A 13,874-nucleotide genomic window follows, 5' to 3' on the forward strand; every position below is an offset into this window, starting at 1 on the left:
GGCTTACACGCAATGACATCTAAAGCTAGAGCAGCAAGGCGGGAGGGGCCGAGAATCCGCCGGGAGAAAGTGACCGTGGCCCATATGATTTTGGTGTACTGCCGGGGAATGCATCAGGAAGCAGAGAAGCGCAACTCCATAGGCGGCGAAATCCAAAGCTCGCGCCCTCTCTTATGCGACGAGTGCTATGCTTTGTATGAGTACAGTCAAAAGCGATTGACCTATTGCCGCTTTGGCGAGGAAAAAACGACCTGCGCGAACTGTCCGGTTCATTGTTATGCCCCGCAGGAACGCGAGGAAATCAAGCAGGTGATGCGCTATGCCGGGGCGCGAATGCTATTCAAACATCCCTGGCTCGCTTTTCGCCATCTGCTTGACGGCAGACATCGCAACAGCAGCTAGCGGTCTCTTATCCATCAATGAAACAGCCACCCCATCGTGCAGCAATGCTGCTTGGGGTGGCTGTTGGTTTACAGGCTATCGTTTCATTAATGCTTAATCGCAGGAAGAGGCATGAATAAAATGGAAAATGGCAAGTTGCTTCCTGCAGATGGTGTTGTCCAAATTTCTACGATTTCTTCTGAATCGCCTGTACGATGCAGCACGCTGGTCTGTCCAGAAATATTGTCTTTGCCCGTATGGGAGAAGCTCACGAGATTTCCATTGACCAAGGCGGCTCCCATATAAAGACCTCCGCGAGGGTTGAACGTAATGAGCGTACGCGGTGCTACACGCAGCTTGATTTTGTAAATCACACCATAGTTCCCGGCGTTGACACTGGATATTCCAAGCGGCGTATCCATTCCGATTTGGAACGGATCTGCGGCGTTGTCCGTCAGGGACATGCGGTAATTTTTACCGCCACCGATCGTATCGTAATGCTCGAAAATCCGCGTGGAGTCGGTGAATGTTCCGCGCATGACCGATTGAATCGGATCGAGGATCGGAAGAGTGTCGACGACCTCGAGCGGATCCTGCCCGTCCTCCACGAAGACGCTTGTGTACTCGATCGGTGAATCGCTATACAGGTCACCCAGGAAGGAGATTGTCTCCTCCGGCTTCAAAGCGATCTTGTTCATATCCTCAAAGATGATTTGGCTCTCGCCGGGAGCCAGGCTGATCGTTTTCTTCTTGCTGTCGTTCTGGTAATTCTCGAAGTAGCGTGCCACGGACTTTGTGCCGGTAATTTCAGCATAGATGTCCGGGCCGGCCATGCCTGAGGTGATGATTTCCAGATTGGCCGGAACTTCGTTGATATTTTTAGCAATAATATAGATTTTGCCTTTTCCCTCGGTCTTGTTGACGTGGTGAGTCATAAAGCGGGTAAGGCCGGTAATCGTGTCTCTGTACAGCACGCCTTCGGAGGATACAGGCTCAGGGCCATTATCCTTGAACAGCGTATAAGGCTCTGTCGAATAAGTGTAGGATAGCATTTCGTATCCCAAGGCTTCTCCGCCGTTAATCATAAAGTTGCTGCCGACCGGAGTAAAGAGCTTAGAGAATTCATCCTGCGTGTACAGCGTCTCTGTCGTGATGTTGATCGTGTGCTCCACCATTGCGGAAGCTCCATCCTGGTCTGTGACGATCAATTGGATTGTAATCGGGCCCGGCGTGAAAAAGGCCGGATAGTTGTTCATCCATTGACGATCAACGATCTCGCCGTCCTCGTCATAGCTTAGATCGGTAATCGTGATCGGCTCGCCCATCTTGTATTCTGCCTTATCCGTCTTGAACTCGGCTACAGGAGGAATATTCGGATTGACAACGACGATCGTCCGTATATACGGATCGCTCCATTCTCCATTGGCATCCTGGACGGAATAGGAGACGGTATAAGTTCCTGCTGCTTCAAAGATGTCCTGACGGCCTTCCCATTTCTCATCGACGATTTGCACGCCTTTCGGAGAAGAGGACTTCGTTTGATAGAGCACCGTTGTCTCGCCAGCGATGATCTTGTCGTTCAGTACGGTAAAGGAAGCGACCGGCTTGGTTGACAGCTGCATAATAACTTTCTTGCCTTCTACTTTATACGAAATGTTGAGAGCTTGCGTGATGGAAGTGAGCGGCACCATGAAGACGTTTTTATCCTGGTAGCTAGCGCCTTTCATCGTCATTGTCTTGCCATTGACTTTATAAGTCTTGCTATCTGTCTTAAAGCGCAGCTCATCTTCGCCGTATTTGATAATCGTTTCCTTTGTACCGGAGTCATAGGCTATTTTATAGCCGACTCGGTCTACCAAGGAGCGAATGCTGACATAGGATACGCCGTCCTTTACGGTCATAGGTTGGGAGGAGGTATATACCTGGCCGTCATGCTCCATAAGTGTGCTGTTCATATGAAGAATAAGCTGGCCTCCTCCGCTTGAAGGAGCAGCCGCATTATCGGCATCGGTGCCGGACGGATCAGTTGTATCGGTTGTGTCAGTGTTTTCCGCAGGTTCCTCTGGCGTCAGAGGAGCGTTTGGAGCTTGTGAATCAGTTGCCGTCGTGTCTGTCTCACCGGGTACTGTCGTAGTTGCCGGGCTTTCGACCGTGGTTTCGTTCGTGTCCACAGATCCAGCGGCTACTGGTTTCGCTGAGGTATGTACCTGATGATCTTGCAGGCTCTCCTCATGGACGACTGAACCGGAAACAGGCGATTGCGCCAGGGCGGCAGGTACAGCCAGTATGGTCTGCGAAACGAGGAGCGCGGTAGCTAGGGAGATACTTTTCAATTTCATCTTGATAAAATGACTCCTTCTATAAAATATTTAAGCTATGAGTACGTAGCGGTTTCCAGCTTCCTGTACCTCATGTTTAGACGCTTCATAGGGATGAAAAGTTACGGTCGATAGGTAAAAGATGCTAGACACAGCCCTTCTATTAGATGCTCGACAGAAGCATAACGGAGGATTGAAAGAGGGTTATCAGAGGCTGAAAGAGGTTGAAAAGAGATTCAAAAGAATTTCAAAAAAGATTTAAAAAGAGACTCGAAAAATGTTCGGAAATGACTCATTCACAATATCTCCACAAATGCAAATATAGTGAAAAATCATTGATGGGATGCGGGTTTTTGGCGTTGTTAGCATATTGGACACAGGATTATGTGATTCTTGTCACAAAACGATTACTTTTTACACGTTTGTTTTCAGAAATCCGTGATAGAATTCACAATAGTTAAACCAAAGATGAAAGAAGGGTGTATTTATGGATCCGGTAATGCTTGCACGTATCCAATTTGCGGCAACAACAATATTTCACTTCTTCTTTGTGCCGCTCTCCATAGGTCTGGTGTTACTCATCGCGATCATGGAAACGATGTATGTAAGGAAAGGAAAAGAAATTTACAAGCGCATGGCCAAGTTTTGGGGTAAATTATTCCTCATTAACTTTGCTGTAGGGGTCGTAACCGGGATTCTGCAGGAATTCCAATTCGGCATGAACTGGTCGGACTACTCGCGCTTCGTGGGTGACGTCTTCGGTGCGCCGCTTGCGGTTGAAGCGTTATTCGCCTTTTTCATGGAATCGACGTTTATTGGGTTATGGATTTTCGGATGGGATCGGTTATCCAAAAGAGTGCATTTACTTAGCATTTGGCTCGTGTCCATCGGTACGATTGCTTCAGCCTTCTGGATTTTGGCGGCAAACTCGTTTATGCAGCGCCCTGTCGGCTTCGAGATCAATAACGGCCGGGCGGAAATGAATGACTTCTTCGCGCTGATCAGCAATGGCCAGCTGTGGGTGGAATTCCCGCATACGGTGCTCGGCGCATTTGCCACGGGGGCCTTCGTGATTACAGGCATTAGTGCTTACAAGCTGATGAAGCGCCAGGATGTGGAATTCTTTAAAAAGTCGTTTACGATCGCTGTCGTGATCGGCTTGATCGCCTCGTTCGGTACAGCGCTTTACGGCCACCAGCAGGCGCAATATTTGGTAAAGACCCAGCCGATGAAGATGGCTGCTGCTGAAGGCCTATGGGGCAAGAGCGGCGACCCAGCACCTTGGACGGTGTATGCCCACATTGATCCGAAGACCGGAGAGAACTCGTTTGAGATTAAAATTCCTTATATGCTCAGCTTCTTGTCCTATAGTCAGTTCTCCGGTGAAGTGAAAGGGATGAACGAACTGCAGGCTGAATATGAGCAGACCTACGGATCTGGAGATTATGTTCCCCCGGTAAGAACAACCTTCTGGAGCTTCCGGATCATGGTTGCTGCCGGTTCTCTGATGATTGTATTAGGAATGTACGGTGCGTATCTGGCTTGGCGCAAAAAGCTGGAACGTCCGAATAAGTGGTATTATCGCATGATGCTATGGGCGATTTCGCTGCCGTTCATTGCGAATACGGCGGGCTGGATTATGACGGAAATCGGTCGACAGCCTTGGACTGTATTCGGCTACATGCGGACAGAGGACAGTATATCGCCTAGCGTGACTTCTGGACAGATTCTATTCTCGCTTATTGCGTTCACGGCGATTTATGCAGTATTAGCCGCAGTGATGGTGTATCTATTCGTCAAAGTGATTAAGAAAGGCCCTTATGCCGACAATGTGAATGATGATGAGCAATCGGTAGATCCATATGGTAAGGAGGGATACCATGCTATCTCTTAATGAGCTTTGGTTTATCCTCGTTGCAGTTTTATTTATCGGCTTCTTCTTCCTTGAAGGCTTTGACTTCGGGGTAGGAATGAGCACTCGCTTTCTAGCTAAAAATGATATGGAGAGAAGGGTGTTGATCAATTCGATCGGCCCCTTCTGGGATGCTAACGAAGTATGGCTTCTGACGGCGGGCGGCGCGATGTTCGCAGCTTTTCCAAACTGGTATGCGACGTTGTTTAGCGGTTATTATACACCGTTTGTCATATTGCTGCTGGCTCTGATCGGCCGGGGAGTGGCGTTCGAATTCCGGGGCAAAGTGGAAAATGCACGCTGGAAAAACACTTGGGATCTTGCCATTTTTCTAGGTAGTTTGTTGCCTCCGTTTCTGTTCGGCGTCGTTTTCTCCGGGATGCTCAAAGGTCTGCCGATTGACGGCGACATGGAAATGAAGGCCGGACTGTTTGATATGGTCAATCTGTACACGCTTGTTGGCGGGATTACCGTCGTCGTACTTTGTCTCGTTCACGGCCTGCTGTTTACGTCCTTGCGGACGACGGGCAGCCTGCGCGATCGGGCTCGGAAGCTGGCGCATAAGCTGTTGATCCCGTTAGCGGTACTGTTTGTTGTATTCGGAGCGATGACGTTCTTCCAGACGGATGTGTTTGAGGTTCGTGCCTTGCCGCTGACGCTGATCGCGGTTGTTGGCCTGGGAGCGTTCCTGCTCGCCGGATGGTTCATCATGAAGAAAAAAGACGGCTGGGCATTTGGAATGACGGGAACCCTAATTGCGCTCTCGATCGCTTCCGTATTTATCGGATTGTTCCCGCGTGTCATGGTCAGCTCGATCAGTGAAGCGTACTCGCTTACGATTCATAACGCAGCGTCTGGTCCATATTCATTAAAGATCATGACGATTGTTGCTTTGACTCTGCTGCCATTTGTACTTGGCTACCAAATTTGGAGTTACTTTGTCTTCCATAAACGCATTAACGAGAAGGAGCATTTAGAGTACTAATGGGACGCGATTTAATGAAGTTTAAGGGAATAAAGCCGGTTCTTGCCGGGATCGGCGTCTTGACCCTCATTCAGAGCATCGCTATCATATTGCAGGCCAAATGGCTGGCGGAGGTCATCTCCGCCCTGTTTGCCGGCGCTAAGCTGCAGGAGCAATTCGGCGGGGCCGTTTTGTTCCTGCTTGCTTTTATCGTGAGGCAAATATCTGCGCTGTTGCAGCAGAGAATCGCCTATCGATTCGCTGAGCAGACAGGCAAGGAGCTGCGCAAGCAGGTGATGGAAAAACTGTTCGAGCTCGGCCCCCGCTTTGCCAAAAGAGAGGGTACCGGCAACTTGGTTACGCTCGTTCTGGATGGGGTGACGAAGTTCCGCAACTATTTGGAGCTGTTCTTGCCCCGAATGCTGGCGACTGGATTAACGCCGGCGCTCATTCTTTTGTACGTATTTACGCTGGATATGACGGCAGCCGTCATTTTAATTCTCACGCTGCCGATTTTGATCATCTTTTTGATTCTGGTCGGTCTTGCCGCACGCAAGCAAATGGATCGCCAATGGAAGTCTTATCGCACGTTGTCGAATCATTTTGTAGATTCGCTGCGTGGATTGGAGACATTGAAGTTTCTCGGGCACAGCAAGAGACATAGCGAATCCATTGAAAAAGTGAGCGATTCCTACCGCTCCGCGACGATGCGAACGCTTCGCGTGGCGTTTTTGTCCTCATTCGCCCTTGATTTCTTTACGATGCTGTCAGTCGCTTCGGTAGCGGTCAGCCTTGGCTTGCGTTTGATTGATGGGAATATGACTCTTCTAACGGGTCTGACGATTCTCATATTGGCCCCGGAGTATTTCCTGCCTGTGCGAATGGTAGGGGCCGATTACCATGCGACTCTGGATGGCAAGGAGGCCGGCGAAGCGATGAACGCGATCATCGCTGAAGCAGAGGCCGAGCAGGCTGCTCTGGCTAAACTGCCAGAAGGGGCTTCGCTGGAATGGGGGGCAGACAGCGTGATGAAGCTGTCATCGCTGTCCGTGCGGCATGAGGAAGAAGGCCAGCCTTCGCTAGATCAGGCATCGCTTGAGCTAAGCGGATTTGGCAAAATCGGTATCATTGGAGAAAGTGGTGCGGGCAAATCCACGCTGATCGATGTGCTGGGAGGCTTCTTGCGTCCGACGGAAGGCGAGATTGAGCTAGGCGGCTTGAAGCTCGGGGATCTTGCCAGCCTTGAATGGCGGAAGCAGATCACGTATATTCCGCAAAATCCGTATCTATTTAGCGGTTCACTGGCGGATAACATTGCGTTCTACTCGCCAGGGGCCTCTCGTAAGGCGATCGAGCAGGCCGCAGCTGCTGCGGGCCTTAGCGCTTTGGCGGCTTCGCTGCCAGCCGGGTATGATGAGCCTATCGGCGGGGGCGGGCGGGCATTGAGCGGCGGGCAGGAGCAGCGGGTGGCGCTGGCCCGTGCTTTGCTCAGCGAGCGTCCGGTTTTGCTGCTGGATGAGCCGACTGCTCATTTGGACATTGAGACGGAGTATGAATTGAAGGCAACGATGCTGCCATTATTCGAGGGTAAGCTCGTGCTGCTCGCTACCCATCGTCTGCACTGGATGAGGGAAATGGATCGCATTATCGTCATGGATCAGGGACGGATCGTGGAGACGGGCAGCCATGACGAACTGGTCGCGAGAAAAGGAGCCTATTATCAGTTAATGACATCTCAGCGGGAGGGGATATTGTGAGTATGAAAGAGGACACTGTGAGATGGGATCGCGAGGAGGAAGCAGTCCTGCAAGAGCAGTGGATTACTCCGTATTTCCGTGCCTATAGTGGACGCTTTGCCTTGTATTTAATTCTGGGCACGCTGACGATATTAGCGGCAAGCATGCTCATGTTCACTTCAGGCTTTCTCATTTCCAAGTCATCTCTGCAGCCGTACAACATTTTACTCGTATATGTGCCTATTGTTGGCATCCGCGCATTCGGGATTGGCCGGGCGGTCATCCATTATATAGAACGGCTGGTTGGACATGACGCGGTACTGCGAATTCTGTCCAGAATGCGAGTGCGTTTATATAAAATACTGGAGCCCCAGGCTCTGTTTATCCGTTCGCGTTACCGGGCAGGCGATATACTCGGCGTTTTGGCAGACGATATAGAGCAACTGCAGAACGTATACATCCGCACTGTTTTTCCGAGTCTTGTCGCTCTGATCGTCTATGGAATCGTCATCGTTGCCCTGGGCCAGTTTGATTGGCTGTTTGCTTTGCTAGTGGCGGGGTATATCTTTATCCTTGTTGCTGTACTGCCGTATATTTCGTTGATGCTCACCAAACGCACGAACGAGGAGGTAAAGCGGGAACGCAACGGATTGTATCAGAAGCTCACGGATGCCGTAATGGGCATCGGCGATTGGGTGATCAGCGGAAGGCCTGCAGAGTTTCTAGAGTCGTATGAGCATGATGAAGACGTTGTGGCTCGGAAGGAGCGTAAACTTCGCACCTGGGCAAGATGGAGAAGTTTGATCGGCCAGCTCGTGGTAGGCATCGTTGTTGTATCTATGATCTATTGGTCGGGCAGCCAAGCGGCGGCCGGGCATATTGAACCAGTGTTAATCGCAGCCTTCGTGCTCATTGTTTTCCCGCTGGCGGATGCGTTTCTGCCCCTGTCCGAGGCGATCGAGCGTACACCGCAGTATCAGGAATCCCTTCGCCGACTGAACCGAATTACGGAGCCTGTATTGAAGCAGGAGCCGGTGCAAACCTTGGAGTTTGCAAGGCAGGAACAGCGTGTAGCGGCTGTGCTTGCAAACTCCCGTGCACGTGAAATTCACCTTGAACTGCGTGGCGTTTTTTTTGCGTATGATGCTGAGCCCGATGAGGAAGGTATGCGAAGCATGCAAGCTATGCAGGGGGCACTAGGTAAAAAAGCTCATGGCACGTATTCCGTTTGCGATGTGTCGCTTGATATACCTCAAGGCAAGCGAGTCATGGTGATTGGCCGGAGCGGTGCGGGCAAATCCACGCTGCTGAAGCTTATTCAGGGGGCGATATCGCCCACAGAAGGCAGCGTGCTTATTAATGGCGTTCCGGCAGCGCATTTCGGGGATGACATGTCTAAAGTCATCTCGGTATTGAACCAAAGCCCGCATTTGTTCGATACGACCGTAGCGAACAATATCCGGCTTGGGCGTCAAAGCGCTTCGAAGGAGGAGCTGCATCTGGCGGTACAGCAAGCGCAGCTTGACGCGCTGATCGCCACGCTGCCGGCTGGCCTGGACACGCCGATGCGCGAGACCGGGCAGCGCTTCTCTGGCGGAGAGCGGCAGCGCGTGGCTCTGGCGCGCATCCTGCTTCAGGATGCGCCGGTGCTCGTCCTTGACGAGCCGACCGTGGGGCTTGACCCTCGCACCGAGCGCGAGCTGCTGTCGACGATCTTTAGGACGACAGCGGGCAAGACGCTCGTGTGGGTCACGCATCATTTGGTCGGCGCTGAGCAGATGGACGAGATCATCTTCGTGGAGCACGGAGCCATCCTGATGCGTGGCACGCATCAGGAGCTGCTGGATCGTGAACCAAGGTACCGCAGCCTCTATGCGTTAGATCGCCCGGATGATATAGCTTATTGATGGATCTCACATAGAAAGAACCTCGCAGGAAGATGCGACCCCAATGGTTGGGCCTAAGCCTATCCACTGGAAGTCGCATTATAGGGCGAGGTTCTTTTTAATGAAGCGGCAGCTTAAGGCTCAATCCCCCATTGCAGGGTACCAGCGACGTAGCCGGTTACCTGCGGGGCATCTTGATAAGCTGTGGAAGCGGAATCGAAGGAGTAGTCATCGCTTTGCGAATAATTGCTCCAGTCGGATTTGGAAATGCGAATTTGCAGGTCAATGCTTTGTCCGGCTGCTAGGCTGCCAGCTCCGCTCGTGAAGCCGATTTCCGCATAATAGTCTGCACCGCTTACCGCTGTAGCCATCCTGACAAAAGTGCCTGTAACGTTAGAACTCCCCACCTGAGACCAGTCGCAAAACAGATTTTGCGCTTGCTCTCCATCGATGGTGTAGTAGTAACGCAGCTTGACATCGGAGAGATGGAGGGCCTGGCTGCCGGTATTCGTCAGCTTAATCTGGGGGTTAAGCGTGTTCGTCACATTGTTCACCGATCCATTATACATCTGAATTTTAATGTCTCCGGCAGGTGCTGTTACGGTCGAGTCCTTAATGCTGATGTTCAACACCGAGGCATCCCCGGCGCTGAACTGGAACGTCAGGCTCACTGAACCAAGCGGCTGGGCTGCCAAGTAACTGCTGAGGATTGTGACGTTGGAGCCGGAAACTGTATAATCGCTGCCTTCCGTCAATGCCGCAGCCCCGTTGCGAATGGCGGTTAATGTATTCCCATTCAGTGTCATTGCAACCGTTACATCGGCCTGATTGCTCGCGTTCTTGTCAAAGTCGGCAGCCGTGGGTGAAATCGTAGAGCCAGGGCCAGGCTCCTCCGGCCCCGGTTCTTCCGGTTCCGGCGGATTCGTAAGCGCATCCCCGTATACGATGCCAAGCCCATTTGTTCCTATATATACACGACCGTAAATTCTTGGGTCACCAGTAATGGCCGAGTTGGTCGAGGCATATTGATGCTGGTCGTCATTAATTCTGATCCAGGTAGCTCCCGCATCATTAGAGCGGAAAATGCCGCGTACGCCATCGATCTTGGCACTGGTGTAAAGCGCCATGTAGCTCTGTCCGGGCGCAGCCTTGCCGAATCCGATCACGTTGGCCTCCTGGACGTTGGAGAGCTTGGTGAAGGAGGCTCCGGAATCGGTAGAGTGCCAAAGGCCGTATTTGCCGCCTGTTGTATTGCCTCCGGCGAGCCATATATCGCCTTCAATGCCGGGTATGGCTTTGAAGTCCAGATCTCCCTCGGCAGGAAGTCCCGCAGCTGCCGTCTTTGTGAATGTGGCACCGCCGTTTGTGCTTACATAGAAATTGCCGGCCGACCAAGCGTAAAATTTATTAGAGTTCACGCGGTCAGAAGCGATCTTTGCTCCCTTAGGCACCCCGGTGCTGGCTGTCCAGGAGTTACCCCCACTGGAATAGAAGACGCCTACATCAGGAGTACTCCATAGAATAGCGTTGCCATTGGCGGAAAGGGCTACCTTGCCTCCGCCTGCGGTACCGGCAGGTTCGCCGTTTGCGGCGTACCAGTTTGCTCCGCCGTCCCGAGAGAAGCCGATGGACTTGGCGTTTGGATCAGCGGATTTATCCGCTTGTCCCACACGCACGATAAAGCTAGGATCGAGTTCAGCGTAGTCCATGTCCGTCGTGCTGTTCGGATGGGTCATCATTTTGGCTGGAGGCTGGGTTAGATCGTCGTGCTTGAAGCCTGTGACATCGAGCAGGCCGCTGATCAAATGCGGGCCAGACGGCGGGCTGATGAGATCGCTGACCGCAGTCTCCTCTATTCCTTTGGCCATCACGCTAATGTTCACCTTGCCGCCGGTATCCCAGGCCGTAAGGTTGTTGGTGCCGTAAATAGTTGCTCCGGTGCCGTACATCATTCGGTCGGAATTGAACGGATCGATTTCAAGATCGCCGATCATCCAGCCGAGCTTTGGCGTAACCTCGGGCGGAGAAGGATTGTTCTCGAAATCGAGCCACGGGGCGCCGGAGATATCCTGAGTATAACGAAGCGTCCGATTCGGATACCCGTCCCAATCCCAAATACGGCTCCAGGTTGCGCCTGCATCAGTACTGCGGAATAGGATCGCGTCCGGCCACCAGGAATTGAGCGTGGCGACAACAATCGTATTGGGATGCTGGGCATCGACGGCGAATCCGCCGTACCCGAAGTAATTATCGCTGCTGCTGGATGGAATAGGACTGATATTGGTCCAGACCCCTGTGGCCGTGTCGTATTTCCATACGTCGCCTTTTGTTCCATCGTAAGGGCCTGCGCCATCACTATAAGGAATGTACAGCTGACCATTCGAGGCTAGAACGCCATGGTGGGGGAGGTAACCGGTCGGCTGGCCGGGAACGGCAGACCATGTCGCGCCTCCGTCCGTGCTTCGGTATACGCTTTCATTTTTATCCGCAACGCCAACATAAATCGTTTGTGTAGCTTGTCCAGGCGAACCGGTCGAAGGATCGAACGTAATCCAAGCGAGCCCCACGATGTCGCTTTGATACTCATAATCGGGGTTTTCGACATATGTGCCCGGGTTAGGAAAGCTGCTTACCTTGCTCCATGTTGCCCCATAGTCGGTGCTTTTCCATAGGCCATTGCCGCTGCGTGCTCCGAAATATAAAATATTGTTCTTGTTAGGATCAATTACAAGCCGCTCTCCCATCGAGCGCCCAGGCATATTGCCGCCAACCTTGAAAGGCAGATTAGACACCTGCCAGGTGTCGCCTTTGTCCGTCGAGCGTAGAATGCTGCCATTATTCGGATCCCAGCTGTTTGTATAGGTGCCGACGGCAAGGTACAGGCGATTCGGATCGACCGCATCGGTTGCCAAGGCATCGACGCCGGTCTTGCCCCATTCGTCTATGCCTACCCAGTCCAGCAGTTGAACCCAGCTTTTATCCGCTTCATTCCAGCGATAAGCCCCGCCAATATCGGTTCTTGTATAAATCAGATTCGGCTCTGTCTCATTAAAAATAATCCCCGGCACAAACCCGCCTCCGCCCCCCGTGACTACTTTGCGCCACTGGTAGTCCTCGCTGGCCGCTGCATGGGCATGGCCTGCTCCGATTAAACTCGCAAAGGCTGATCCTGCCATAAGAATGGATAATAGCACGATATGAAACTTCTTAAGGGAAGCACTTTTGAAAAAGATTGTTTTAGACACTTCATAAACCCTCCCTGCTATTGGATGATTGATAGAGAAATTGATGATGATTAATAGGCGTTAGTAGGATTGAATTTGAGAAGAAAATCGATAAACGAGCATGTCCGAAATTAAGCATACGGCTAATACAACAACAATTGCACACGTGAACATTTTGTTCATGAATCAGGCGAGAGGCGGCTCATTAATAACGGCAACCATGGTAAAAGCATGCTGACTGTAGGGGGGACAACACCTCCTTTTCTTAAGGAATCAGCAAGACGTGGTCAGTCGTTCGGACTTCGCTATGCATCGGATTCAGCTATGAAAAGTAGTGTGAAAAATAGATAGGTAGGTTAATGTTACCTTATTATTGGTAAATATTCAATAAAAAGTATTGTTTATATTGGATTGGCACTTGATCTTATGTCCTGCTTTTGTTCTGCCTGCTTAACTTATATAATGGGGCTATACTTTATTGGGAACCCGGAGGTGAAGCGGCGGAATGGAATTGAGGCAGATCCTGTATTTCATTGAGGTTGCGAAGCTGGAGCATGTGACGGAGGCCTCTTATGCTCTTCACGTATCGCAGTCTGCTGTTAGCAGACAAATTTTTAAGTTGGAATCGGAGCTTGGCGTAGATTTGTTCCTTCATGAAGGGAGGAAGGTAAAGCTCACTCCGATCGGTAAGCTGTTTCTCGCTCATATGGAGCAGCTCGTCAAGGTGCTTGATAACGCACGCCAGGAGATCAGCGAATTTCTGGATCCGGAGCGGGGAACGGTGCGGATCGGTTTCCCGAGCAGCTTGGCGGCACAAATGATCCCTGGAGTCGTATCCGCTTTTAGGGAGCAATACCCGGCCGTACATTTTCAACTGCAGCATGGTTCTTATCGCGAGCTGGTCGATTCGGTGATTAAGGGGGACATGAATCTGGCGATTATGGGGCCTGTCCCGAAGAATGAATCGCAAATTAAAGTGGAAGTGCTTTTTCGTGAAAAATTCAAAGCGCTGCTTCCGTCCAAGCATAAATTAGCGGGCAAGTCGTCGGTCAAGCTCAGTGATCTGAAGGACGATTTGTTCGTACTGTTCCCCGAGGGCTTCGTTCTGCGGGAAATTGTCGTGAATGCTTGCGGCGATCTTGGCTTTAAGCCGAAGGTGACGTTCGAAGGGGACGATTTGGACGCAATTAAGGGGCTTGTCTCCGCAGGACTTGGCTTAACGGTGCTGCCGGAAATAGCCCTTAGTGAATACCTTCCTGACTCCATCGTAGCACTGCCGATCACTGAACCGCTGGTCACGCGCGATGTTGGAGTGATTATTCCAGCAAACCGGGAGCTGCCGCCCACGGAGAAGCTATTTTATGATTTCCTCAAAGAGATGGCGCCTAGCTTTGGACTGTAGATACAGCCGCCACAATGCAAAAAGGAGCTGCCCCTAAGTAAATTTCGTACA

At 51.5% G+C, this 13,874-nt stretch carries 8 protein-coding genes; 6 read left to right on the forward strand and 2 right to left on the reverse strand.

Annotated elements, in window-relative coordinates:
• Window positions 1–12: 12 nt before the first annotated feature.
• Complete coding sequence (locus CZ379_RS06125) at window positions 13–402, forward strand: nitrous oxide-stimulated promoter family protein (RefSeq protein ID WP_110930857.1); 390 nt, start codon at window positions 13–15, stop codon at window positions 400–402.
• Window positions 403–488: 86 nt separating this feature from the next.
• Here the strand turns inward: CZ379_RS06125 and CZ379_RS06130 are convergent, their stop codons facing one another.
• The gene (locus tag CZ379_RS06130) at window positions 489–2,720 is read right to left on the reverse strand and encodes a copper amine oxidase N-terminal domain-containing protein (protein ID WP_110930858.1); all 2,232 of its coding nucleotides are present in this window, start codon (window positions 2,718–2,720) and stop codon (window positions 489–491) included.
• Window positions 2,721–3,186: 466 nt separating this feature from the next.
• On the opposite strand from CZ379_RS06130, the gene CZ379_RS06135 reads away from it, so the two are divergent.
• The 4 genes from CZ379_RS06135 to cydC are packed head-to-tail and all read left to right on the forward strand — an operon-like array spanning window position 3,187 to window position 9,218.
• Window positions 3,187–4,593, forward strand: coding sequence for a cytochrome ubiquinol oxidase subunit I (locus tag CZ379_RS06135; protein WP_110930859.1), 1,407 nt, complete (start codon window positions 3,187–3,189; stop codon window positions 4,591–4,593).
• Window positions 4,580–5,596, forward strand: a complete 1,017-nt coding sequence (cydB, locus tag CZ379_RS06140; RefSeq protein WP_110930860.1) for a cytochrome d ubiquinol oxidase subunit II — start codon at window positions 4,580–4,582, stop codon at window positions 5,594–5,596. Before CZ379_RS06135 ends, cydB begins: the two co-directional genes overlap by 14 nt.
• Complete coding sequence (cydD, locus tag CZ379_RS06145) at window positions 5,596–7,332, forward strand: thiol reductant ABC exporter subunit CydD (RefSeq protein WP_110930861.1); 1,737 nt, start codon at window positions 5,596–5,598, stop codon at window positions 7,330–7,332. Before cydB ends, cydD begins: the two co-directional genes overlap by 1 nt.
• Before the next feature lie 2 nt (window positions 7,333–7,334).
• Window positions 7,335–9,218, forward strand: coding sequence for a thiol reductant ABC exporter subunit CydC (gene cydC / locus CZ379_RS06150; RefSeq protein ID WP_110930862.1), 1,884 nt, complete (start codon window positions 7,335–7,337; stop codon window positions 9,216–9,218).
• Between the two features lie 113 nt (window positions 9,219–9,331).
• On the opposite strand, the gene CZ379_RS06155 is transcribed toward cydC, so the two are convergent.
• On the reverse strand, window positions 9,332–12,373 hold the full coding sequence (locus CZ379_RS06155; protein WP_110934255.1) for a X2-like carbohydrate binding domain-containing protein: 3,042 nt from the start codon (window positions 12,371–12,373) through the stop codon (window positions 9,332–9,334).
• Window positions 12,374–12,926: 553 nt separating this feature from the next.
• On the opposite strand from CZ379_RS06155, the gene CZ379_RS06160 reads away from it, so the two are divergent.
• On the forward strand, window positions 12,927–13,823 hold the full coding sequence (locus tag CZ379_RS06160) for a glutamate biosynthesis transcriptional regulator GltC (protein WP_110930863.1): 897 nt from the start codon (window positions 12,927–12,929) through the stop codon (window positions 13,821–13,823).
• Window positions 13,824–13,874 lie beyond the last annotated feature (51 nt).

This window comes from Paenibacillus bouchesdurhonensis, assembly GCF_900155685.1.
GTDB classification, from domain to species: Bacteria; Bacillota; Bacilli; order Paenibacillales; family Paenibacillaceae; genus Fontibacillus; species Fontibacillus bouchesdurhonensis.